This window comes from Embleya australiensis (assembly GCF_051903075.1).
GTDB lineage: Bacteria > Actinomycetota > Actinomycetes > Streptomycetales > Streptomycetaceae > Embleya.
The window spans coordinates 6,620,904-6,643,268 of the sequence record NZ_CP182422.1 but is presented as its reverse complement, the minus strand read 5'-3'; the positions used below and the strand labels follow the sequence as shown (position 1 = coordinate 6,643,268).

Sequence of the window (22,365 nt, the reverse complement as noted above, 5' to 3'; positions counted from 1 at the left end):
TAAAGCCTCTCCCGTTCCGCTGTCCGTCACGCACGCATCGGTCACGGATGGTGTCCGTTTCGCCACGCGTTCGCCCCCCCCGGGGCATCGTACCGAGCGGGGGCGGTCAAGCCGAGGGGCGAATGAGACTCGAGGTGGTGAGTCGCGGCCGGCGGATGCGAGCCGGGGTTGCGGCGGGGGCGGTGAAGTCCCCCGGGGCGGACGCGAGTCGGCCCGGCGCACACGAGGAAGCCCCCGGTCGCGGGGGAACGACCGGAGGCTTCGTCTCGGCGCGGGACCCGGGGCCGTCCCCGGTGTCGCCGCTGTACCGCAAGCTATGGCGATCCGGACACAACGGTCAAGCGCGCCACGCGGGTAAATCCCGGGACGGAATCCGATGTTGCCGGGACGGCCTTCGCAGGGGGATCGTGCGCCGGGCGCACTCCGGGGGTGCACTGCCCGCACGCTCTCGGTGGTGCTGACGCGCTCGTGTTCGTAACGCTACGGTCGGTATATGGGCAACCTCGGGGACGCGGGCGGAACGGCAACCGGGGGCGAACCGCAGTTTCGTCCCGGGGACAAGAGCGGCGGAGCCGGCCGCGCGACGGTGGCCGGAGCGGCGCCGCGCCGGTTGCCGCCACGGCGCCGCAAGGTCGTCGGGGGCGGCGCGAGCGCCCCCGAGTCCGACTCGACCCCGCGCGCCCGGGTCGCGGGCGCCTCGACCGCGTGGGAGGCGGGCAAGGACCCGCGCCCGCTGCCCACGGTCCCGGCACCCGCCGCGCCCCCGGACGCGGGCGGCCCCGGGCAGGCGGTACGGCCGGGCGGGCGGCCGCTCGTGGACACCGCGATCGGCTTGGCGGGGCGGCTGGCGCAGGCCGCCGCCGACGCCAAGTACCGCAGCGACCTGATGCGCGACCTGCTGACGGGGCGCGGCACGGACCTGACGGGCTGGGCGGTACTGCCGACCGGACCGCTCCTGGTCGTGGTGGCCGAGACCGACCCGCCGGCGGCCGGCCGCGACCCGAGGGCGATCCGGGCCGGGCAGGAGGCACTGGCCCTCGCCTGGTCCGGCGCGGTCGGCGCACGGGCCCCGGAGGCGGCGGTCGCCGCGTATCCGCGCGAGGTGGTCACCCTGCTCGGCGCACCCGCCGACGGCCAGGCCGCCCGGCTGGTGACCGAACTCGCGGCCGTGGTGCACGCGGATTGCGGCCCGGCGATCCGCTCGTTCACGACGGGGGTGAGCCGACCGGCGGAGTCACTCGACGCGCTGCCGGCGGCGTACGAGCAGGCCCGCCGCGCGGTCGCCGCCGGTCGGCGCATCCACGGCCCCGGCGCGGTGGCCGACTTCGACCAGCTCGGCGTCTTCCGACTGCTCAGCCTGATCCCCGATCCGAGTGAACTCGACCGCTTCGCCCGCGAGGCCCTGCGCACACTGGCCCACCCCCGCGACCCGGAGGCAGCCGACCTGCGCAACACATTGCAGGCGCTGCTCGACACGAACCTGAACGTGGCCGAAACGGCACGGCGGCTGTACGTGCACTACAACACGCTGCGGTATCGAATCACCAAACTGGAGCGCCTGCTCGGCCCGTTCACGCAGGATCCACATCTGCGCCTGAACCTGATGATCGCACTACAAATCGTCCGCATGCAGGGTCGCTGACGCTCCGGAGGGGCGGGGGCAGGCTCGCGGTACGCGTCGGCTGCGCCGGGCCTGGAACGGGGGCGGCCGGCCTCCGGCCCGGCTGTCCTCAAACGCCGGACGGGCTGAGGGGGTTCGGGCGCGGGCGGGCGCGGCACGGTCCGTTGCGGGTGCGGGGGCGGCAGCGTCCGGTCGGGTCGAGTGCGTCCGGCGGCGGTTGCGCAATTGGTTGCGCGGCCCGGTCCGGAACCGATCTGGGTCGCGAGGTGAGCCGCCGCCGACGCGCGGGGCTCCGAGACCGGGGGCTCCCGACGAGACGGGCATGTTGGTCGGCGAAAACCGGCCGGTAACGGCCGAGCGCGGACCGGGTCGGGTCGGGTCGGGTCTGCCGGGGCCTTCCCAGGTGGGTCAGGTGGTTTCCGGCGAGCGTTGCGCCTCGGTCGGCTGCGGGGGCCGGTCAGAGTCTCCGGGTTGGCCGCCGCCGGCGTGCGGGGCTCTGGACCCGAAGCCCCCGACGAGACAAGCGCTTTGCTCGGCAAAACCCGGCCGGCAGCGGCGGGCAGGGTGAGGGGTCGGGTCGAGTCGCCAGGGGGCGTCCGGAGTGGGTCGGGTGCTTCCGGCGGGCGTTGCACTTGTTGTTGCGTGGGCTGGTCCGGGGCCGGTCAGAGTCGCCGGGTCGGCCGCCGCCGGCGTGCGGGGCCCCGAGACCAGGGCTCCCCACGAGATGGCTGCGTTGCTCGGCGAAAACCGGCCGGCAGCAGGGGAACGGGAGGGTGGTCGCGTCGAGTCCTCCGAGGGGCCTTCCCCGGTGGGTCGGCTGCTTCCGGCGGGCGTTGCGCTCTTGGTTGCGTGGGGTGGTCCGGGGCCGATCTGAGTCGCGGGGTTGGCCGCCGCCAGCGTGCGGGGCTCCGGACCAGCCACCCGCAACCAAAGGCGCAACCCCCGCCGAAAGTGTCCGGCCCACTCGCGAAGGCTCCCCGGCGGACTCGACCCGAGCACCCACCCGCTCCCCCGCTGCCGGCCGGTTTTCGCCGAGCAACACACCCGTCTCGTCGGGGGCTTCGGGTCTCGGAGCCCCGCACTCCGGCGGCGGCCGACCCGGCGACTCTGACCGGCTCCTCAGCCGACCGACGCGCGACCCTCGCCGGAAGCGCCCGGCCCACTCGGGAAGGCACGTCGGCGAACACGACCCGAGCGCCCCTACCGCCGCTGCCGGCCGGTTTTCGCCGAGCAACACACCCGTCTCGTCGGGGGCTTCGGGTCCCAGAGCCCGCACGCTGGCGGCGGCCAACCCCGCGACTCAGACCGCTCCGGACCAGCCCACGCAACAACGGCCCCCCGGACGACTCGACCCGACACCTCACCCTGCCGGCCGGTTTTCGCCGAGCAACATGCCCGTCTCGTCGGGAGCCCCGGTCTCGCCGCCCCGCACGCCGGCGGCGGCTCACCACCGACTCTGACCCGCCCCGGTGAGCCCCACGTGACCAGCCTCCCCCGTGCCGCGCGTCGCGCTACCGGGCCTCGGGGGCTGTGCCGTAGTGGTCGGCCAGGGTTCGGAGTTCGCGGGCTGCGGTGATGGCGGCGGATTTGCCGTTGGAGGTTTGGATGCCCATTACCGGCAGCGTGTCACCGTTGGACATGTCGATGTAGACCCACGGGTCGCCCTGGCGGAGGTACACCCGGACGATCTGGGCCCATTCCAGATGCGTGGTCCGCAGCAGGTTGACCACCGTCACGCCGTCCGCGGCGGCGACCACCTTCGGGCGGCCCAGCATCACCATCGCGCCGAGTCCCAGGACGCCGGTGGCCGCGACGCCCATGCGTGAGCCGAATCCCCAGCCGCCCTTCTCCGGCAGCATCACCGCCAGCACGCACAGCCCGACCAGGATGATCGCGCCGAGCACGCCGGTGATCAGCCGACTGCGCCTGGCATACCAGGTCCGCGGGAGCGGGGGGTCGACGGGGGTGGGCTCGCTCATAGGGAAACGGTTCTCCGGAGGTGGCGGTGGTCGGCCCGCCGGGTGACGGGCCGACCGGACGGGGTCAGAGGCGGCAGGCGTGGATACCGGTGACCAGGATCGCCCGGGCGCCGATCTCCCAGAGGTCGTCCATGATCTGCTGGGCGTTCTTGCGCGGCACCATCGCCCGCACCGCGACCCAGCCCTCGTTGTGCAGCGGGCTGACCGTCGGCGACTCCAGGCCCGGGGTCAGCGTGACCGCCGCCTCGACCCGCTCGACCCGGATGTCGTAGTCCATCATCACGTAGCTGCGCGCGACCAGGACGCCCTGGAGTCGGCGCACCAACTGCTCCAGCGCGGGCGAGGTCTCCGCGCCGGCGCGGCGGATCAGTACCGCCTCGGAGCGCAGGATCGGCTCGCCGAACACCTCCAGGCCCGCCTGGGCCAGCGTGGTGCCGGTCTCCACCACGTCGGCGATCACGTCGGCGACGCCCAGCTGGATCGCGGTCTCCACCGCGCCGTCCAGCTTGACCAGTGCCGCGGCCTCGATGCCGTGCTCGGCGAAGTCGCGCTGGACGATGCCGATGTAGGAGGAGGCCACCCGCAGCCCGGCCAGCCCCTTCTTGCCCTGCTCGGCCAGCTCGCGCGCGATCGGCGCGGGCGCGGCGTAGCGGAACGTGGCCGGGGCCAGGCCCAGTTGCAGGATCTCCTCGGCCTCGGCGCCGGAGTCCATCAGCAGGTCGCGCCCGGTGATCCCGGCGTCCAGCCGGCCGGAGCCGACGTAGATCGCGATGTCGCGCGGGCGCAGAAAGAAGAACTCGACGTTGTTGTCGGGGTCGGTGAGGACCAGTTCCTTGGAGTGCTTGCGCTGGCGGTAGCCGGCCTCATGCAGCATCGCCGACGCAGGCTCGGAGAGGGAACCCTTGTTGGGGACGGCGATGCGCAGCATTGGATGACCCTTCGGGATGGTGCTGAACCGAGTGGAGCTGAACCGAGTGGAGCGGAACCGGTGGATCTCAGGGGTACGGCTTCGCCCCCGGCCCGGGCGGTGGGCCGGGGACGGCGGCTGTCACAGGTGAGCGTATACGTCCTGGAGGGAGATGCCGCGGGCGACCATCATCACCTGGAGGTGGTAGAGGAGCTGGGAGATCTCCTCGGCGGTACGGTCGGCGCCCTCGTGCTCGGCGGCCATCCACACCTCGGCGGCCTCCTCCACGACCTTCTTGCCGATCGTGTGTACGCCGGCGGTGACGAGCTCGACCGTGCGCGAGCCCTCCTGGCCCGATTCCGCCTTGGCCCGCAGCTCGTCGAAAAGCTGTTCAAACGTCTTCATGGTGCCCATCGCGTGGTTGTGGGTGGCGTCCCGAACGGCCCGGCCGACCTGCCGGTCAGGCCGAACGCCACGGTTCGGAGAGCGTACGCAACGCCATCGCGGTCGCGACGGCCGCCTCTACCGCTTCGCGGCCCTTGTCCTCGCGCGAGTGTGGCAGGCCGGCCCGGTCCAGGGCCTGCTCCTCGGTGTCGCACGTGAGCACGCCGAAGCCGATCGGCACGCCGGTGTCGAGCGCGACCCGGGTGAGGCCGTCGGTGGCGGCGGAGCATACGTACTCGAAGTGCGGAGTGCCGCCGCGGATGACCACGCCGAGCGCGACCACCGCGTCGTAGCCGCGGCCAGCCAGCGCCTTGGCGAGCACGGGCAATTCGAACGCGCCGGGGGCGCGGATCAGCGTGGGTTCGGTGATGCCCAGCTCGCTCAGGGCCTTGACGGCCCCGTCCACGAGGCCGTCCATCACGGCGGTGTGCCACTGCGCGGCGACCACGCCCACGCGCAGGTCACGGCAGCCCTCGACGGTCAGTTTCGGGGCTCCTGCGCCACTCATGTCTGTCGTTGTCCTTCGGCTGGAACGGCTCGATGCCCGGTTTGTGCTGCCCGGTTTGTGCACGACTGCGAGCCTGGTTGCGAGATGAGGATGGAGCGGTTCGAACGAGACGAACCTATCGGCGCGGCCGGGACCGCACCGCGCCCGTGTCACCGGTACGGGTGACGTCGGCGGCTCGGGAGAGCCGAGGGGTCACGCGCTGCTGACCGCGCGCCCCTTCGCGTCGACGGCCTCCGCGACCTCGGCGACCGACGGCAGGTCCGCGGTCGGGTCGCTCGGGTCCAGCCAGGGCAGGTCGTGGCCCATCCGGTCGCGCTTGGTCTGGAGGTAGCGCAGGTTGTCCGCGGTGGCGTGCACCGGCAGGGCGACCCGGCCGGTGATCTCCAGGCCGTAACCCTCCAGGCCCGCCCGCTTGGCGGGGTTGTTGGTGAGCAGCCGCATCGAGCGCACGCCCAGGTCGACCAGGATCTGCGCGCCGGTGCCGTAGTCGCGGGCGTCGGCCGGCAGGCCCAGTTCCAGGTTGGCGTCCACCGTGTCGTGGCCGGCGTCCTGGAGTTGGTACGCCTGGAGCTTGTGGATCAGCCCGATCCCGCGCCCCTCGTGCCCGCGCATGTACAGCACCACGCCCCGGCCCTCGGCGGTGACCCGGTCCAGGGCGGCGTCCAGCTGCGGGCCGCAGTCGCAGCGCAGCGAACCGAACACATCGCCGGTCAGGCACTCGGAGTGCACCCGGACCAGGACGTCCTCTCCGTCGCCGATGTCGCCGGCGACCAGCGCGATGTGCTCGACGTCGTCGACCGTACTGCGGTAGCCGATCGCCCGGAACGTGCCGTGCTCCGTGGGCAGTCGGGTCTCGGCGGCGCGCTCGATCGTGCGCTCGGTGCGGCGGCGGTAAGCGATCAGGTCGGCGATGCTGACGATCTTGAGGCCGTGTTCGCGGGCGAACGGGATCAGCTGCGGCAGCCGGGCCATCGTGCCGTCGTCGTTGACCACCTCGCAGATCACCCCGACCGGCGCCAGACCGGCCAGCTCGGCGAGGTCCACGGCCGCCTCGGTGTGCCCGGGGCGCACCAGCACGCCGCCCTCGACCGCGCGCAGCGGGAAGATGTGGCCGGGTCGGGTCAGCTGGGTGGGCAGCGTGTCCGGGTCGGACAGCAGTCGCACGGTGTGCGTGCGGTCGGCGGCCGAGATGCCGGTGTCCACGCCGTCCTTGGCGTCGACCGAGACCGAGTAGGCGGTGCCCTTGCGGTCCTCGTTGACGGCGGTCATCGGGGGCAGCTTGAGCCGGTCCAGGTCGGCGCCGCGCATCGGCACGCAGACCACACCCGAGGAGTAGCGGATCATGAAGGCCATCAACGCCTGCGTGGCCAACTCGCCGGCGAAGATCAGGTCGCCCTCGTTCTCCCGGTCCTCGTCGTCCACGACGACGATCGCCTCGCCGGCGGCCATCGCCTTGATCGCGTCGTCGATGGTGTCGAGGGCCGACTCGGTGGGCGCGCCCATCTGCGCCGGCACCTCGATGGTTTCGCTGCTGGTCTTGGTTTCGCTGCCGGTCTTCACGCCGTTGCCCCTTCCAGGTGCCGTTCTGCCCCGCGGGCAGCCCCCTTGTCCCGGTACCGCCGGGAACGGTTCCACCAGTCGACGAGTCCGGCGACGCACATCACGAGGAAGACGCCGTAGACCAGTCCGCTGAACACCAGACCGTGCTGCCAGGCGAGGGGGACGCCGACCAGGTCGACCGCGATCCACACCAGCCAGAACTCGAACAGCCCTCGGGCCTGCGCGAGCATCGCCACGACCGAGCCGACGAAGATGTACGCGTCCGGCCAGGGCGCCCACGAGATGCCCGTGTGTTCGAGCAGTTGCGCGAAGCCGACCGTGCCCGCCGCCATCAGCGCGACCAGTGCGATCCGCTCGTGGGTGGTGCCGAAGCGGATCTCCACCTCGCCGGTGTCGCGCCGCCCGCGCGCCCAGCGCCACCAGCCGTATGCGGCGGCAACGATGATCACCACGTTGCGCATCGCGCTGCCGCCCAGGTGCACGGAGGTGTTGGCGGCGATCAGCAGCGCCGCGCCCACGATCTGTACCGGCCACGCCCACAGGTTGCGGCGCAGCGCGAGCCAGACGGTGGCCAGGGACGCGATCTGGCCGAGCAGGTCGGACCACGGCACCGGCTTGTTCGCGACGGTGAACGCGGCGTCGTTGAGCCAGCCGGTCACGATGCCCTCACCCCTGTGCCCGGTCCGTGGGTGCCCAGCCGCTCGACGTACTTGGCGATGATGTCGACCTCGAGATTGACCGGGTCGCCGACGGTTTTCACGCCGAGGGTGGTGAGCGCGAGCGTGGTGGGGATCAGGCTGACGGTGAAGCTCGCGTCGTGCGCCTCGACGACGGTGAGGCTGATCCCGTCGACGGTGATCGAGCCCTTGTCCACCACGTAGCGGGCCAGGTGCGCCGGGAGGGCGATCTCGACGATCTCCCACTCCTCGCCGGGGGTGCGGGCCAGGATCTCGCCGGTGCCGTCGACGTGCCCCTGGACCAGGTGTCCGCCGAGCCGGCCGCCGAGCACCATGGGGCGCTCCAGGTTGACCCGCGAGCCGGTGCTCAGCGCGCCGAGGCTGGACTTGTCCAGCGTCTCCTGCATCACGTCGGCGGTGAAGGTGGCCACCTCGGGGTCGACCTTGTCGTCCACGACGGTCAGACACACACCGTTGACGGCGATCGAGTCGCCGTGTCGGGCCCCGGCGGTGACGACGGGGCCGCGGATGGTGATCCGGGCCGAGTCGGTCAGCCGCTCGATGGCCACGATCTCGCCGAGTTCCTCAACGATTCCGGTGAACATGCGTCAGGACTCCTTCGTACGGCCGGCGGAGTGCGGCCGTGGGCGGGCGGTGATGCGGATGTCGGTGCCGAGGCGCGTGACGTCGTCGACGTCCAGTCGCAACATCTCGGAGATGGTGCCGATTCCGGCCGGGCCCAGGGCGGTGGGTCCGGCGCCGAGCAGGGCGGGGGCGAGATAGCCCACGACGGTGTCGATCAGGCCGGCCGCGGCGAACGCGCCGGCGAGGGTGGGGCCGCCTTCGAGCAGCACGGCGCGCACGTCGCGGGCGTAGAGCTCCTTGAGCAGCGCGGGCAGGTCCAGGCCGGCGTCCGCGAGCGGTACGCGCAGTACGGCGGCCTCGGGCAGGTGTGTGGCGACCGCGTCGGGGCCGACCGCGATCAGGGTCGGCGCCGCGTCGTCGAGCACCCGGGCGTCGGCGCGGGTGCGGGCGTGGGTGTCCACGATCACCCGCAGCGGTTGCCGGGCGCCAGGTACGTCGCGCGCGGCCAGGTGCGGGTCGTCGGCGAGCTGCGTACCGGAGCCGGCCAGCACCGCGTCGACGCTCGCCCGCAGCAGGTGGGTGTCGGCACGGGATTCGACGGAGCTGATCCAGCGGGCGCTGCCGTCGGCGGCGGCACTGCGGCCGTCGAGCGTGGCCGCGTACTTCCAGGTCACGTGCGGGCGGCCCAGGCGGATGGCGGTCAGCCAGGCCCGGTTGCCCGCCTCGGCCTCGGCGGCGAGCAGGCCGCCCTCGGCGTCGATGCCCGCCGCGCGCAGCACCGCTCCGCCGCCGGCCGCGGCCGGGTTGGGGTCGGCGACGGCGTAGCGCACCCGGCGGATGCCGGCGTCGATCAGGGCCTGCGTGCAGGGGCCGGTGCGGCCGGTGTGCGAGCAGGGTTCGAGGGTGACCAGGGCGGTGCCGCCGCGGGCCGCCGAACCGGCCGCGCGCAGTGCCTCGACCTCGGCGTGCGGGGCGCCGGCGCGGGTGTGGAAGCCCTCGCCGACCACGGTGCCGTCGGGGCCGAGCACGACACAGCCGACCAGCGGATTGGGACTGGTGTGGCCGAGCGCACGGCTCGCCAGCGAGATGGCCCGGCGCATCGCCGAGGTCTCCTCGACCGGCGGGGTGGTGTTGCCCTCCACCTCGTGCCTCCTCGCGTTCGACGCGGGGCAACCGGGGTGTTTTCGGGCACAACGACACGACGAATCGACGCGCGGGGATGTCGGCGCACCTTGGGGTACGCGGGCATGCCGCAGTCGCTCGCCGCGCGCCACCTCCCATCCGGACTTTGACCGTCGGTACCGGAATTCCACCGGTTCAGCCGGCCGTCGCTCCACGTGATGCGGGGCGTCGACCGGGTCGCGGACTGTAACCGCCGGTTCGGATTTTCACCGACCCCGGAGCGCGCGTACGTGACTTTCGTACACCTCGAAGTGTGCCACGGCGGCCGACAACGTTGACCGTGGGCAACCTGTGCCGTCCGTCACGGTGCGTTCGTATATCCGAACGCGACTGCGGCGAGGATGATCTGACGATTCGTCAGGTCACTGGTCGAGGCGGTGCCCGCGGCGGGCCGCTTCGATGAGATTCTGTGCGCATGACCGTGCAGATCAATCCGAGCATCCTGTCCGCCGACTTCGCCCGCCTCGCCGACGAGGTCGCGCAGGTGCGCAACGCCGACTGGCTCCACGTGGATGTCATGGACAACCACTTCGTACCGAACCTCACCCTCGGCCTGCCCGTGGTGGAGAGCCTGATGAAGGCCACCGACACCCCCATCGACATGCACCTGATGATCGAGGACCCGGACCGCTGGGCGCCCGCCTACGCGGAGGCCGGCGCGGGCAGCGTCACGTTCCACGTGGAGGCCGCGACCGCCCCGATCAAGCTCGCGCGCGACCTGCGGGCCAAGGGCGCGCGGGCCTCGATGGCGCTGCGGCCGGCCACGCCGATCGAGCCGTACGAGGACCTGCTGCCCGAGTTGGACATGCTCCTGGTGATGACGGTCGAGCCGGGATTCGGCGGGCAGAGCTTCCTGGACGTGATGTTGCCGAAGATCCGCCGGACCCGGCAGCTGATCGCCAAGCACGGTCTGCAGATGTGGCTGCAGGTGGACGGCGGGGTCTCCGCCAAGACGATCGAGATGTGCGCGGAGGCCGGGGCGGACGTGTTCGTGGCGGGCTCGGCGGTCTTCGACGGGACGGACCCGGGTGCGGCGGTGGACCGGCTGCGGGCGCTGGCGACGGGGGCGGCGGAGCGTTGCGCCCATTAGGGCGAGGTTGTTGTGCCCACCCGCCCACCCGCCCCACCCGTTGCGCTGCGTGAGCACGCCGCGGTTTTGCGCACTCGGGCGGGGCCCGACAGGGCCCGTCGATCTTCGTCACAACGAGTGAAGAGCTGAGCCGTTGGGGTCTCTCGTCGTCCTCGCCGGGACGGGAGACCTCGCGGACCAGACCGTCCAGTGGTCGACCTCGTGGATCGGGCCCTCGTCGGGCAGTCTGGCCTCGATGTAGGCCGCCAGCGTGTCGAGTTCGCTGTCGGTCAGTTCGTGCAGGATCGAGCGGCCCGTGCGGGCGCGCAGGTCGGCGCCGACCTCTCGGGCGTCGGTGTAGGTGCGGCGGGTTTCGGCGAGCGCGGTGGTGCGTACGGCGGTGAAGCCGGCCTCGCGCAGTGCCGCCTCGACCGTGGCGCCGGTGGGGCGCCGGGCGGTCTCGACCGTGAGCAGCGCGGGGAACCGCTCGAAGAACCAGCCGCGCAGGTGGGTGGGCGTGCCGGGGCGGGCTACGTCGGCCGGGGTGCGGTCCTGGACGATCAGCGTGCCGCCGGGCGCGAGCAGCCGCCGGGCCTCGCGGAAGCATCCGGGGAGGTCGTCGAGGTGGTGGATCAGCGCCCGCTCGAACACGATGTCGGCGCCGCCGTCGGGCAACCCGGTGGCGTATGCGTCCCCTTCCCGAAACGACAGCCCTTCCCGCGGCGACAGCCCGGCCCGCTCCCGGGCGCCGGAGAGGATCGCGGCCGAGAAGTCCACCCCGACCGCGCTCGCCGCCCCCAGATCCAGCCACGCGGTGGTGTACACCCCGCCGCCGCAGCCGACGTCCACCACCCGCGCCCCGACGGGGTCCACGAGGTCGCCGACCAGCCGCGCCCAGTCCGCGCCGGCGGTGCGGTGGGTGTACGTGAGGCGGTTGGCGTGGCTGTGGAAGTCGATCGGCATGGCGGCCTCCCGGAGGCATGGCAAACTATCTCGACATCAAGATACTTCACGACGAGAGGACGCTTCAAGGTCTCGCCGGCGCCGCCGGATCAGGTACACGCCGGTACACAGGGTGACCCCGGTCAGCGCGGCGATGTGCTCGCGGCCGGCCAGATTCGGCTTGACCACCACCTCGGCGATCATCAGCGCCCACACCCCCACGAACAGGATCGGCGCCCGGCGCACCATCGCGATGCACACCACCAGGCCGACCACCGCGGCCGAGGGGCCGGTGTCCATGATGTCGCCCTGGTGCGCGTCGATGCCGAGCAGGTGGTCCGGGCCGAGGCCGACCATCACGCGCGCGGCCAGCGTGCCGGACAGCGTGGCGACGTACGCGATCACCAGGGTCCGACGGGCGCCCAGGTCGAGTTCGGCCAGTCCGAACAGGATCAGCACCTGGATCAGCGCCCCCCACACCGGCAGGTCCGGCGCGGGCACGAACAACGACACGGGGGTGCGCAGCAGCGCGAGCGGCAGCGGGATGCCCGCGCTCACCCCGCCCAGCACCCGCACCACGTCGCCGCCCCACGAGGTGCGCCAGGCCAACCAGAAGCCGAGGCTCAGGAGCACCGCACACACCGTGAGCGGAATCGCTTTCGGCCCGTGCGCGCGCAGTTCGCGCACGGGCCGCGCGGTGAGCCTGGTCCATTCGCCGCGCACCGCCGCCCCCGTGCGGACGAGCAGGCCGGGACGCGGGGTGCTGCGGGCGAGCGTGGACATGGGTACGGCGGCTCCTGCGATGGCGGGATGTCGCGACCGCCCGCGGTGCGCGTGGAACCCGAGGGACGGCCGGTGCGGCCGAGCCCGAAGTGACGACCACCCTCGCCGTTATGCCCCATTCAACCGGATTCAGCCGCGCATCACCCCATTCGGCGGGGCAACCGTCGACCCGGTCATCCCCTCCGACGCAGCAGGGCCAGATACATCGCGTCCGTGCCGTGCAGGTGCGGCCACAGTTGTACGTCCGGCCCGCTGCCCAGGTGCGGTACACCCGGGAACAGGGGGCGGGCGTCGATCAGCTCGGCCTCGTCCGCGCGCAGGATGTCGTCGACCACCACACGGGTCTCGGCCGGGTGCGGTGAACAGGTGACGTAGGCGATCACCCCGCCGGGACGGGCCGCCGCGACCGCCGTGCGGAGCAAGGCGCGCTGGAGTTCGCCCAGTTCGGGGATGTCCTCGGGCTTGCGGCGCCAGCGCGACTCGGGGCGGCGGCGCAGCGCGCCCAGGCCGCTGCACGGGACGTCGGCGATCACCCGGTCGAAGCTGCCGGGTCGCCAGGCCGGCCTGGTGCCGTCGGCGGTGATCACCTGATGGTGGGTCAGGTGACCGATCGCGTTGCGGACCAGGCGGGCGCGGTGGTGGCGGCGTTCGACCGCGAGCAGCGACACGTCGCGGCCCGTGGCGATCGCGGCGAGCAGGCCCGCCTTGCCGCCGGGGCCGGCGCACAGGTCCAGCCAGCGGCTCTCGGCGCCCTCGACCTCGGCGTTCGCCAGCGCGGCGGCGACGAGTTGGCTGCCCTCGTCCTGGACGGCGGCGCGGCCGTCGCGGATCGCCTTGATCGCGGCGGGGTCGCCCTCGGGCAGCGTGGCGGCGTACGGCGACCAGCGCCCGGGGGTGGCCCCGGCCTCGTACAGCTCGGCCAATTCCACCCGGCCCGGGCGGGCGACCAGGGAGATCACCGGGGCGAGGTTGTCGGCGGCGAGCAGCGCCTCCATCGCGGCGCGGTCGTGCGGGTTGCCGCGCGCGCCCAGCGCGTCCCACAGCGCCTGCACGATCCAGCGCGGGTGCGAGTGCAGGACCGCGAGGTGGCCCTCGGGGTCGTCCTCGTAGGGCGGCGCGATCTGCCGCAACCACGTGTCCAGGTCCTGCTTGGACACCCGGCGCAGGATCGCGTTGACGAACTTGGCCCGGCCGTCGCCGAGTACCGCGCGGGCCAGTTCCACGGTGGCCGAGACGGCCGCGTGTACGGGGGTGCGCATGCTCAGCAGCTGGTGCACGCCGAGCGCGAGCACGTCCAGGACCGGCGGGTCGATCTCCTGGATCGGCCGGTCGGTGCAGGCCGCGACGATCCGGTCGTAGGTGCCCTGGCGGCGCAGCGTGCCGTGTACCAGCTCGGTCGCGAAGGCGGCGTCGCGGGGGATGATCCGGCGCTCGCGCAACAGCGCGGGCAGCACCAGGTTGGCGTAGGCGTCGCGTTCGCCGACCGCGTGCAGGACGTCGTAGGCGGCCAGGCGCGCGGCGTCGGGACGCGGGCGGCGGTAGGGGCGTGCGGCGGGGGCGTTGGTCACGGTGCTCAGTTCGTGCCGAGGGTTTCACCGGGCTCGGGGTGTGCGCCCCGGGCCCAGTCGGTGGCGGCCATCATGCGTTTGCCCTGGGGCTGGACCCGGGTGAGTTCGACCGCGTGGCTGCCGGTACCCACGCGGACCACCTTCTTCTCCACCGCGATCTCGCCGGGGGCCAGCGCGTTGTCGCCGGCGCGCAGCCGGACCGGGGCGAGCTTCAGCCGCTCGCCGCGGAAGGTGGTCCAGGCGCCAGGGGCGGGGGTACAGCCGCGCACCACGCGGTCCACGCGCAGCGCGGGTGCGGTGAAGTCGACGCGGGCGTCCTCGACGCCGATCTTGGGCGCGAGGGACACCCCCTCCGGGGACTGCGGGCGCGGGGCGAGGCTGCCGTCGGCGATCCCGTCCATGGTCGCCACCAGCAGGCGCGCGCCGGAGCGGGAGAGCCGGTCGAGCAGGTCGCCGCTGGTGTCGGTGGGCCGGATCTCGTCGGTGACCATGCCGTAGACCGGACCGGAGTCCAGGCCCTGTTCGATCTCGAAGGTGCACGCGCCGGTGATGTCGTCGCCGGCGAGCACGGCGTGCTGCACCGGCGCCGCGCCGCGCCAGGCGGGCAGCAGCGAGAAGTGCAGGTTGACCCAGCCGCGCGCGGGGATCTCCAACGCGGCCTTGGGCAGCAGCGCGCCGTAGGCGACCACGGGGCAGCAGTCGGGGGCGATCTCGGTGAGCCGGGCCAGAAATTCCGGGTCGCGCGGCTTGGCCGGGCGCAGGATCTCGATCCCGGCCTCGGCGGCCCGCTCGGCCACCGGACTGGCGACCAGCCTGCGACCGCGACCGGCCGGGGCGTCGGGGCGGGTGACCACCGCGACCACCTCGTGCCGGGACTCCAGGAGGGCTTCGAGTGCGGGGACGGCGACCTCGGGGGTGCCGGCGAAGACTAGGCGCATGGGGTTTTAGAGGGCCTTCCCGAAGGTGGAGTGGGGGGAGAACTTCACCTGGGGCGGGGCCTGCCCCGCCCACTCCGCCTCGCGTAGCGCACGCAGCGCGGACTTGCGCTGTTCGCGGTCGAGCCGGTCGATGAACAGGATGCCGTCGAGGTGGTCGGTCTCGTGCTGGATGCAGCGCGAGAGCAGCCGGGTGCCCTCGATGACGACGGGGTCGCCGTGCATGTTGAAGCCCTTGGCGACCACGCCGTACGCGCGCTTCGTGTCGTAGCGCAGACCCGGCAGGGACAGGCAGCCCTCGGGGCCGTCCTGTTCGTCCTCGGACAGGTCCAGGTCCGGGTTGATCAGGTGGCCCACCTCGCCGTCCACCTGGTAGGTGAACACCCGCAGGGCGACGCCGATCTGCGGCGCGGCCAGGCCGCTGCCGGGCGCGTCGCGCATGGTGTCGGTGAGGTCGGCGACCAGTCGACGCAGTTCCTTGTCGAACACGGTGACCGGGTCGGCCTTGCTGCGCAGGACGGGGTCGCCGAACAGGCGGATCGGCTGGACTGCCACGGGTGTGCTCCCCCATCGGTGGTCGGTCGGTGGTCGGTCGTACGGCTGCCGGCCGCCGGCGACCGCCGCGCGTGGTGGCGCGGCACACGAGGTGTGCCGCTCGGCGGTGTCGGTCGATCGGAACCGGAGAGCGGCAAGTCTACTGAGCGGGCGCGGCCCGGCTTCCGCATCCCGGGCGCGGGTCGCGGGCGGGGCGGGGCGCGGTACGTGCGGCGACCGTCCGCGTCGGCTTCCGGTCGTGGACGGGGCGGGGTGGGCGTACCTGCGGCGACCCCGGCGGGGCGGGGCCGGCGTACCTGCGGCAACCCCGTTGGAGGTGGCGGACACTCTCCGGGTGTGACGACCGAACAGGAACATCAGGACGGGGACCACGTGTTGTGGGCCCGGGTCCGCGCGGGGGATCGCGACGCGTTCGCGGTGGTGTTCGACCGGCACGCGGGGGCGGTCTACGGCCACGTCCTGCGGCGGACCGGTGACGGCGGTGAGGCCGAGGACCTGACGTCGGCGGTGTTCCTGACCGCCTGGCGCCGCCGTGCGGAGGTGACCTTCGACCGGGACAGCGCGCTGCCGTGGCTGCTCGGCACGGCGAACCGCACGGTGGCCAACCGGCGGCGCGCGCTCAAGCGTTATCGGGCGCTGGCCGCGCGCGTGCCGCTGCCCGACCACGAACCCGACCACGCGGACGAGGTGGCCCGGCGGATCGACCGCGAGCGGACGGCGCAGGCGTTGCGGCGTTCGGTGGCGAAGCTGCCCCGGCACGAGCGCGACGTGGTGGAGCTGTGCGTGTGGGGCGGCCTGGATCAGCAGGCGGCGGCCACCGCGCTGGGCGTGGCGCTGGGCACGGTCAAGGCGCGGATGCATCGGGCCCGGAAGCGGTTGAGCGGCCTGCTGGCCGAAGAGGGTGTGCACGCGAGCACGCACACAGGCATCGAGGAGGCACGATGAGCCCGTACGACGAGGACCGGCTGCCCGGACACGACCGGCGCCGGCGCGAGTTGCTGGCCATGCTCGACACGGAGCCGTCCGGCCGGCATCGGGCGCTGGTACCGGGGATCGCCGCCGGCGCGGTGCTCGCGATGTGCGCCGTGGGGGTGCTGGCCGCACAACCGTGGCGGGGGCTGGAGAACCTGTCGGCCGCGGGGCCGGTGGCCGGCCAGGACTCGTCCCAGGGGGTGCCGAGGGAGTCGGCCAAGGCGGGCGACCCGGTGCCGTGGGACGTGGCGAGCCGAACGCTGGCGACGTGTCTGGACAACGGCCGGCAGGCCGCGGTCCCGCCCGCGCCGCCGACCGGATTCGGGACGTCGACGCCGACGTGGCGACCGCCGGGGGCGACGATGTCGCCGGGGTCGGGATGGTCGCTGCCGCCGGGGATGCCGTTGTCGGAGGCGACCGTGCCGCCGTGGTCGGGCAATCCGGTGCCGCCGGCCGGAACGGGCCGGCCGACCGGGCCGGACGTGTCCCCGCCGTCGTCCGGGGGGCCCGCGATCGGGTCCGGGTCGCTGTACTGGCCGGACAAACCGGCCACGTTCCCGCCGGGCGCCACGGTGGACGGGGGGCCGCCGCCACCGCTGACGGCGAGCCCGACGGCGCACGGGACGCGGACGCCGAGTCCGGCCGGGCCCGACGCGGTGATGTGGAAGGTGCGCGAGCCGGATTCGGCGTTCAAGCCGTACTTCACCGCCTGGGAGGAGGTCGGCGGCGGCGTGCTGCGCCCGATGGTCGTGGGCAAGGCGACCAAGCCGGGTCTGGTGGTCTGCCACGGAGAGGCACCACCGGACTTCCCGGCCCCGACGGCGGCCGACGGCACCCTCGCGGGCCCGTTCGAAGTCCGTCGCAGCATGCTCATCGGTCCGGTGAACGACCCGCCTCCGGCCCCCGAGGTGTCGACATGGTGGGGCAGGACCACGGCCTCGGTGGCCCGGATCGTGGTGGAACTGCCGAACGGAAGCACGATCGGCGCGGTGGTCCGCAACGGCGTGTGGTTCGCTGGCATCCCCGGCAACCTCGACGCCCCACCGCACATCCGCGCCTACGACGCGGCCGGCACCCTCCTGGCCGACCGCACGGGCGACACGGAGTCGCTGCGCTGCGCCATGACGCCGACGACGAAGGGCTGCGGAAGCCGCACGCGCTGGGGGTAGCGCCACCACCCGCGAGACGGGCGAACGCCCGAGTGCTCGCGGGTCTGCGGGGCGGGGGGGCGGGGGCCGCGGGTTTGCCGGGCCGCCGGGCCGCAACCGACGAGAAACCCGCGCGGGCATGGCGTCACTCGCGTCGGCGGGTCACACCGGGTGGGCTCGTGGCCACCCGGCGCGGCCTCCGGAGCCGGGCCACGAGCCGGGCGCCCGGGGTGCCGCCGGGGCGCGCGCCGTCCGGGCGTACCCGGCGCCGCGCGCGACCGCGTCAGCCGATGTCCGGCGGATCGACCCTGATCAGTACCGGATCGGCGGTGCCCCGGGCCAGACGCAACGTCTGTGCCGCCTTCAGCGCGTGTGCCAGTTCCGCGCCGCGGCCCGGTTCGATCCGGAGCAGGACCCGTTCGTGGCGCGGCGGTTCGGGCGTCGGCCGGGCCGACGCGGGGGGCGGCGGCGTGGTGCCGAACAGGGCGCGGGTGAGTTCGGCGCGGGTGTCGGCGGCCCTGGGGTCGGGCCGGGCCGGCGCCGGCGGCGGGGTGCGGGCGACGGTCGGGGCGACCGGGACGGGCCCCAGTACGTCCACCCCGTCCGGCAGCCGCAACACCGCCAGGAAGTCGGCGATCCCGGCGGGCGGCCCGGTGACCGACGCCATCCGCGACACCGGCGGCAGGTTCAGGTCGGCCCGCTCGCCGAGCTCGGTCAGCGCGTACCCCTGCGGGTCCCACCGCACCAGCGCCTGCACCGGGCGCAGCGTGGACTCGGCGACCACGACCAGCGTGCCGCCCTCCCCCGCCGGGCGGACCAGGCTCGCCGCGTCCAGCCAGCGGCGCAGGGCCTCCTCGCCGGCGCGCAGGTCGGGGCGGGTGAGCAGGGCCCAGCCGTCCAGGAGCAGCGCCGCCGCGTAGCCGCTCGGCGCGACCGGTTCGGCTCCGGGCGTGGCGATGATCAGCGCCGGCAGGTCCGGCACGGTGGTCAGGATCGCGTCCCGACCGGAGGTACGCACCGGCACGGTCGGGAACGCGCGGCCCAACTCCTCCGCGGTCCGTCGCGCGCCGATCACGCCCGCCCGGATCCGGTCCCCGCCGCACACCCGGCAATGCCAGTTCGGCGCCGGCCGGGTACACCAGCCGCAGGTCAACACCCCGTCCCCGGAGGGCAGTTCGAGCGGCCCGGAACAGTGCACGCAGCGCGCCGGCTCACGGCAGCGCTGACACGACGTGCGCACCAGGTAGCCGCGTCGGGGCACCTGGACCAGGACCGGACCGCTGCGCAACGCGGTGCGCGCCACGTCCCAGGCCAGGCTCGGCAACCGCGCGGCGCGCGCCGCCTCGTCCCGGGCCAGGTCGAAATCGCTGCCGATGGTGCGTACGAGCGGCGCGGCGGCGCGGACGGCGGCGCGGTCGGCGTCCAGCGGCCGGGCCCAGCCGGTGCGGACCAGTTGCGCGGCCTCGACCGTGGTCGAGTGCCCGCCGACGGTGAACGCGGCGTGCTCGCGGGCGGCGCGCATGGCCAGCACCTCGCGCACGTGCGGGTGCGGCGCGTTCTGGTCGGCGTGCGAGTCGTCGCCGTCGTTCCAGACCAGGGCCAGGCCCAGTTCCACCACCGGCGCGAACATCGCCGCGCGCGTGCCCACGACGGCGCGGACCGTGCCCCGGTTGACCGCCAGCCAGCGTCGGTAGCGCTCCTCCGGTCCCAGTCCGGCGGTCAGCGCGACGTGCCGGCCCGGACCGAGCAGCGCGGTCAACGCCGCGTCGACCCGGTCCACGGCCTTGGCGTCGGGGACGACCGCGAGCGCTCCCCTGCCACCGGCCAGGGTGGCGGCCAGCGCGCGGGCGATCTCGTCCGGCCAGTGCGGCCCGGGCAGCGCGGTCCACACCGTGCGCGGCGACTCCCCGGCGACGAGCGCGGCCAGGTGCGCGGCGCCGGCCGGGTAGCGCGACCACGGCCCGGGCGCGGGGGGCCCGGGACGCGCCAACGGCTCCCCCGAGGATTCCGCCTCGGCGCGCGCGTGCCGGGCCGGCAGCGCGAGCTGCACGACGTCGGCGAGGCTGCCCGCGTACCGGTCCGCCACCGCCCGGGCCAGCTCGACCATCGGCGGCGCGAGCACGATCTCGGGCGAGACGACGCTCGCCAACGGGGCCAGCGGCCCGGCATAGGTGCTGCGCTCGACCCGCTCGACGATCACCCCGTCGATCAACCCGCCACCGCGCCGCCGCCCGTCCACGACCTTGGCCCCGAACCGCACCCGCACCCGCACCCCGGGCTGGGCCTGCTCGTCCAGCTTGGCCGGCACCGAGTAGTCGAACAGCCGGTCCAGGTGCACGAGCCCCTTGTCCACGACGACCCGGGCCACCGGTAGCCGCTCGGCCTGCGCCGGCGGCTTCGGCTTGCGCCCCCGCGCAGCCCGCACGGCCCGCCGAGCCCCCTCGACCCCGAGCGCCAGCTGCCCGTCCTCGCCGCTACCCCCACCAGGATCGTTCGTCGCCACATCGATCATCCTGACAGACGGGTACGACGCATCCACGCGGGTACGACGACAGCCGGGCCGCGACCGAAACCACAGGTCGCGCCCGGAATCGCGCCGGACTGGAGCACCCGACCCGCATCGATCGCGCCAGTGCCGCGACGACACCGCCGATCAGCGCGTGGCGCCGCAGTGCCTGCGGCCGGTGGCTACTCCACCTCCACGCCGTGTGACTCGGCGACGCCCAGTAGGCCGTTGCGGAAGCCGTTCGTGGTGGGCGAGAAGGTCCAGCCCGTGTCGGTGCGGACGAAGGCGCCCAGGACCATGGCGGTTTCGCCGGGGCGGCGGGTCGGGATCGGGTTGGTGCCGAGGTTGCGGCCGTTCGCCTGGTCGAGGCAGGTGAGTTTGGTGCCGCGCAGGGTGCTCAGGTCGCGGCCGGGGGCGTGTTCCTCGTCGACGGCCGCGGCCAGGACCAGGCGGTCGGCCTCGCGGGGCAGCAGGGCCAGGTCGATCAGAAAGGCCACCCCGTCGCCGATCCGCACCGCCCCTTCCGGACTGGCCGGGTTGTTGAAGAAGACGAAGTGCTCGTCGCCGAGCACCCGTCCGCGTCGGCATACGAACGCGCACGGGTCCAGCGGCGGCGCGGTCCCCGCGTCCCAGGCCACCTGGACCAGGAGCCGGCTGCCGGGCGCGGCGGCCGTGCCGGTGCCCGGGCCCAGCCGACCGCGCAGGCCGTGTCGGGCGAGCAGGCCGACCAACTCCGGCCCGGTGACCAGGCCCAGGGGCTTGTTGCGGATGAACTCGTGGCTGCCGGGCCCGAATTGGGACGTGGTGACCAGCAGGCCCTTGTTCGCGCCGTGGTGCTGTACGGTCCCGGCCAGGTCGCGTACGGCGGTCGGCGGGACGGTGTGCCGGTAGCGCTTGACCTGCACCACGATCGTGCCGCCGCGGATCGGGTCCGGGTCCACCGCGACCACGTCGACGCCCTGGTCGCCGCTGCGCGCGGTGGTCGCGACCTCCATGCCCATGCGCTGGAACAGCTCGGCGATCAGGTTCTCGAACTCGATCGGGTCCATCACGAACAGGTCCGGATCGTCGTCGGCCCCGGGCCGCGCGGGCAGCGTGGGGGTGGGCGCCGGCGTCGGCGCCGAGGCGACACTGTCCGCGAGCCGGGTCGTGCGTACCGGGGTGGGCCGGTCCGGGCGCGTCGACAGCGTGCCCTCCATCGCCTCCAGGCACGCGACGGCGTCCACCCGGTCCAGGCTGATGTGCCGGAAGTCCTGCGCGCGGGCGGTCACCGTCACCAGGTACGTGCGCCCGGGTCGGCCCGTCGCCGGGTCGATCGCCTGGACGAAGCCGTTCAGCACCACCGAGTCGAGGATGCCCTCGTGGTCGGCGAAGAACAGCTCGGCGAGAATCCGCAGCGCGCTCTGCGCGAGCACGTCGCGGTGGATCGTGCGCCGGTCGGTCGCCGTACGGGCGACCTCCTTCTCCTGGTCGTCGGTCTTCACGTAGCGCATCCGGGCCACCGCCGGCACCACGTCGACGGTCGGGAGTTCGTGGTCGACCACGAGTTGGCGCCGCGCGGCGTCGAAGGCCACCGTCGACTGGTCGGAGAAGCCCTCGGGCCAATCCGGCGAGGCGAGCAGGACCCCCTCGAAGTAGTCCTCGATCGCCTCCGGATCGCGCGCCGCGAGCCGGCGCACCAGGTCGTCGACCTGCTCGTTGCGCTGCGCGGCGAGCGCCCGCTGACCGTGGGCCCACTCCTCGAACTGTCGGCGGTAGTCGTTGTATCGCTGCTGCCGCTCGTATTCGGCGGCCTGCGCGGCCCGCAGGTCGTGCTCGTAGCGGGCCTGTGCCTGCGCCCGGTCCTGCTCGTAGCGCGAGTGCGCGCCGGGCGCGAACGAGCCCAGGCCGGACGGTGCGGCGACCTGATAGCGCGCCGGATCGGGCATCGGGATCGGCCGGGCCAACTCCCCCGGCTGGAACGGCGGGATCTCCACGGCGGCGCGCAACCGGTCGATCCGGAATCCCGGCGCGCTCAGCCGGGCCCGGAGCACGCCCTGGAGTTCGGCGACCCGCTCCTCGATCTCGGCGGTCCGGCGGGCCACTTCGGCCTCGCGGGCCTGCTGGTAGGCGCGCTGCGCCTCCCGGTCCGCGCGGGCGGCGGCCTTCTGCGCCTCACGGCGATTGCGCTCCTCCGCCCGCAGCTGTTGCTGCCGCGCGCGCAACTCGGCCTCGCGCTGCCGCTGTTGCTGCCGCTGTAGTTCGGCCCATGTCCCCAGCACGCCGGTGCTCCGCCGACTCGCCACGCTATCGCCCTTCCGCCCTGCACCCGTCCGCCCCCACGCCGGATGCCATCCTGCCGTGTCCGGCCGGTCGGCGCGAAGGCGGTCGGCGGGTCGATCCGCAGGTGGTCGGGCGAGGGGGCGGGCGGGCGGCGGAACGGGG

19 protein-coding genes and 1 riboswitch are annotated in these 22,365 nt (G+C 73.9%); of the genes, 4 read left to right on the top strand and 15 right to left on the bottom strand.

Going from position 1 to position 22,365, the window contains the following annotated elements; translation table 11 throughout:
• The first annotated feature begins 493 nt into the window (after positions 1-493).
• The gene (locus ACMXN5_RS28610) at positions 494-1,642 is read left to right on the top strand and encodes a PucR family transcriptional regulator (protein WP_439677650.1); all 1,149 of its coding nucleotides are present in this window, start codon (positions 494-496) and stop codon (positions 1,640-1,642) included.
• A gap of 1,490 nt (positions 1,643-3,132) precedes the next feature.
• Here the strand turns inward: ACMXN5_RS28610 and ACMXN5_RS28605 are convergent.
• The 8 genes from ACMXN5_RS28605 to ribD all read right to left on the bottom strand — a co-directional run bounded on the left by ACMXN5_RS28605 (position 3,133) and on the right by ribD (position 9,381).
• Positions 3,133-3,600, bottom strand: coding sequence for a PH domain-containing protein (locus ACMXN5_RS28605; protein WP_380001320.1), 468 nt, complete (start codon positions 3,598-3,600; stop codon positions 3,133-3,135).
• Between the two features lie 64 nt (positions 3,601-3,664).
• The gene (hisG, locus tag ACMXN5_RS28600; protein WP_078974258.1) at positions 3,665-4,528 is read right to left on the bottom strand and encodes an ATP phosphoribosyltransferase; all 864 of its coding nucleotides are present in this window, start codon (positions 4,526-4,528) and stop codon (positions 3,665-3,667) included.
• 120 nt (positions 4,529-4,648) lie between these two features.
• Positions 4,649-4,912, bottom strand: a complete 264-nt coding sequence (locus ACMXN5_RS28595; RefSeq protein WP_371863190.1) for a phosphoribosyl-ATP diphosphatase — start codon at positions 4,910-4,912, stop codon at positions 4,649-4,651.
• Between the two features lie 55 nt (positions 4,913-4,967).
• Entirely contained in the window at positions 4,968-5,459 is a 492-nt protein-coding gene (ribH, locus tag ACMXN5_RS28590) for a 6,7-dimethyl-8-ribityllumazine synthase (protein ID WP_126642970.1), read from the bottom strand.
• 192 nt (positions 5,460-5,651) lie between these two features.
• Complete coding sequence (locus ACMXN5_RS28585; protein ID WP_439678102.1) at positions 5,652-6,962, bottom strand: bifunctional 3,4-dihydroxy-2-butanone-4-phosphate synthase/GTP cyclohydrolase II; 1,311 nt, start codon at positions 6,960-6,962, stop codon at positions 5,652-5,654.
• A gap of 53 nt (positions 6,963-7,015) precedes the next feature.
• Complete coding sequence (gene pnuC, locus ACMXN5_RS28580; RefSeq protein WP_380041995.1) at positions 7,016-7,678, bottom strand: nicotinamide riboside transporter PnuC; 663 nt, start codon at positions 7,676-7,678, stop codon at positions 7,016-7,018.
• The gene (locus ACMXN5_RS28575) at positions 7,675-8,301 is read right to left on the bottom strand and encodes a riboflavin synthase (RefSeq protein WP_439677649.1); all 627 of its coding nucleotides are present in this window, start codon (positions 8,299-8,301) and stop codon (positions 7,675-7,677) included. Before ACMXN5_RS28575 ends, pnuC begins: the two co-directional genes overlap by 4 nt.
• A 3-nt stretch (positions 8,302-8,304) precedes the next feature.
• Positions 8,305-9,381: a bifunctional diaminohydroxyphosphoribosylaminopyrimidine deaminase/5-amino-6-(5-phosphoribosylamino)uracil reductase RibD gene (ribD, locus tag ACMXN5_RS28570; RefSeq protein WP_439678101.1), complete on the bottom strand. Its 1,077-nt coding sequence runs from the start codon at positions 9,379-9,381 to the stop codon at positions 8,305-8,307.
• A 165-nt stretch (positions 9,382-9,546) separates the two neighbouring features.
• Positions 9,547-9,691, bottom strand: a riboswitch (FMN riboswitch).
• A gap of 187 nt (positions 9,692-9,878) precedes the next feature.
• On the opposite strand from ribD, the gene rpe reads away from it, so the two are divergent.
• Positions 9,879-10,553: a ribulose-phosphate 3-epimerase gene (gene rpe / locus ACMXN5_RS28565; protein WP_380001312.1), complete on the top strand. Its 675-nt coding sequence runs from the start codon at positions 9,879-9,881 to the stop codon at positions 10,551-10,553.
• Positions 10,554-10,661: 108 nt separating this feature from the next.
• Here rpe and ACMXN5_RS28560 read toward each other — a convergent pair whose 3' ends face one another.
• The 5 genes from ACMXN5_RS28560 to def form a co-directional block, all read right to left on the bottom strand.
• Entirely contained in the window at positions 10,662-11,495 is an 834-nt protein-coding gene (locus ACMXN5_RS28560) for a class I SAM-dependent methyltransferase (protein WP_439677648.1), read from the bottom strand.
• Positions 11,496-11,531: 36 nt separating this feature from the next.
• A complete protein-coding gene (locus ACMXN5_RS28555; RefSeq protein WP_439677647.1) occupies positions 11,532-12,257 on the bottom strand; it encodes a hypothetical protein in 726 nt (241 codons plus the stop codon).
• 173 nt (positions 12,258-12,430) lie between these two features.
• Complete coding sequence (locus tag ACMXN5_RS28550; protein WP_126642974.1) at positions 12,431-13,825, bottom strand: RsmB/NOP family class I SAM-dependent RNA methyltransferase; 1,395 nt, start codon at positions 13,823-13,825, stop codon at positions 12,431-12,433.
• 5 nt (positions 13,826-13,830) lie between these two features.
• A complete protein-coding gene (gene fmt / locus ACMXN5_RS28545) occupies positions 13,831-14,763 on the bottom strand; it encodes a methionyl-tRNA formyltransferase (protein ID WP_395790637.1) in 933 nt (310 codons plus the stop codon).
• A gap of 6 nt (positions 14,764-14,769) precedes the next feature.
• A complete protein-coding gene (def, locus tag ACMXN5_RS28540) occupies positions 14,770-15,315 on the bottom strand; it encodes a peptide deformylase (RefSeq protein WP_380001302.1) in 546 nt (181 codons plus the stop codon).
• A 336-nt stretch (positions 15,316-15,651) separates the two neighbouring features.
• Here def and ACMXN5_RS28535 point away from each other — a divergent pair, with 336 nt between their 5' ends.
• Entirely contained in the window at positions 15,652-16,260 is a 609-nt protein-coding gene (locus tag ACMXN5_RS28535; protein ID WP_439677646.1) for an RNA polymerase sigma factor, read from the top strand.
• The gene (locus ACMXN5_RS28530; protein ID WP_439677645.1) at positions 16,257-17,456 is read left to right on the top strand and encodes a hypothetical protein; all 1,200 of its coding nucleotides are present in this window, start codon (positions 16,257-16,259) and stop codon (positions 17,454-17,456) included. Before ACMXN5_RS28535 ends, ACMXN5_RS28530 begins: the two co-directional genes overlap by 4 nt.
• 262 nt (positions 17,457-17,718) lie before the next feature.
• Here ACMXN5_RS28530 and ACMXN5_RS28525 read toward each other — a convergent pair whose 3' ends face one another.
• Complete coding sequence (locus ACMXN5_RS28525; RefSeq protein WP_439677644.1) at positions 17,719-19,947, bottom strand: primosomal protein N'; 2,229 nt, start codon at positions 19,945-19,947, stop codon at positions 17,719-17,721.
• A 176-nt stretch (positions 19,948-20,123) separates the two neighbouring features.
• Positions 20,124-22,202: a restriction endonuclease gene (locus tag ACMXN5_RS28520; RefSeq protein ID WP_439677643.1), complete on the bottom strand. Its 2,079-nt coding sequence runs from the start codon at positions 22,200-22,202 to the stop codon at positions 20,124-20,126.
• Positions 22,203-22,365: the final 163 nt, after the last annotated feature.

What these genes read in the sequence shown, in the direction of transcription:
- hisG (WP_078974258.1), bottom strand. Translation starts at nt 4,528, where the DNA reads ATGCTGCGCATCGCCGTCCCCAACAAGGGTTCCCTCTCCGAGCCTGCG.
- ACMXN5_RS28525 (WP_439677644.1), bottom strand. Translation starts at nt 19,947, where the DNA reads ATGATCGATGTGGCGACGAACGATCCTGGTGGGGGTAGCGGCGAGGAC.
- ACMXN5_RS28595 (WP_371863190.1), bottom strand. Translation starts at nt 4,912, where the DNA reads ATGAAGACGTTTGAACAGCTTTTCGACGAGCTGCGGGCCAAGGCGGAA.
- ACMXN5_RS28575 (WP_439677649.1), bottom strand. Translation starts at nt 8,301, where the DNA reads ATGTTCACCGGAATCGTTGAGGAACTCGGCGAGATCGTGGCCATCGAG.
- ACMXN5_RS28560 (WP_439677648.1), bottom strand. Translation starts at nt 11,495, where the DNA reads ATGCCGATCGACTTCCACAGCCACGCCAACCGCCTCACGTACACCCAC.
- ACMXN5_RS28605 (WP_380001320.1), bottom strand. Translation starts at nt 3,600, where the DNA reads ATGAGCGAGCCCACCCCCGTCGACCCCCCGCTCCCGCGGACCTGGTAT.
- ACMXN5_RS28530 (WP_439677645.1), top strand. Translation starts at nt 16,257, where the DNA reads ATGAGCCCGTACGACGAGGACCGGCTGCCCGGACACGACCGGCGCCGG.
- ACMXN5_RS28610 (WP_439677650.1), top strand. Translation starts at nt 494, where the DNA reads ATGGGCAACCTCGGGGACGCGGGCGGAACGGCAACCGGGGGCGAACCG.
- ribH (WP_126642970.1), bottom strand. Translation starts at nt 5,459, where the DNA reads ATGAGTGGCGCAGGAGCCCCGAAACTGACCGTCGAGGGCTGCCGTGAC.
- ACMXN5_RS28585 (WP_439678102.1), bottom strand. Translation starts at nt 6,962, where the DNA reads ATGGGCGCGCCCACCGAGTCGGCCCTCGACACCATCGACGACGCGATC.
- ribD (WP_439678101.1), bottom strand. Translation starts at nt 9,381, where the DNA reads ATGCGCCGGGCCATCTCGCTGGCGAGCCGTGCGCTCGGCCACACCAGT.
- rpe (WP_380001312.1), top strand. Translation starts at nt 9,879, where the DNA reads ATGACCGTGCAGATCAATCCGAGCATCCTGTCCGCCGACTTCGCCCGC.
- ACMXN5_RS28555 (WP_439677647.1), bottom strand. Translation starts at nt 12,257, where the DNA reads ATGTCCACGCTCGCCCGCAGCACCCCGCGTCCCGGCCTGCTCGTCCGC.
- fmt (WP_395790637.1), bottom strand. Translation starts at nt 14,763, where the DNA reads ATGCGCCTAGTCTTCGCCGGCACCCCCGAGGTCGCCGTCCCCGCACTC.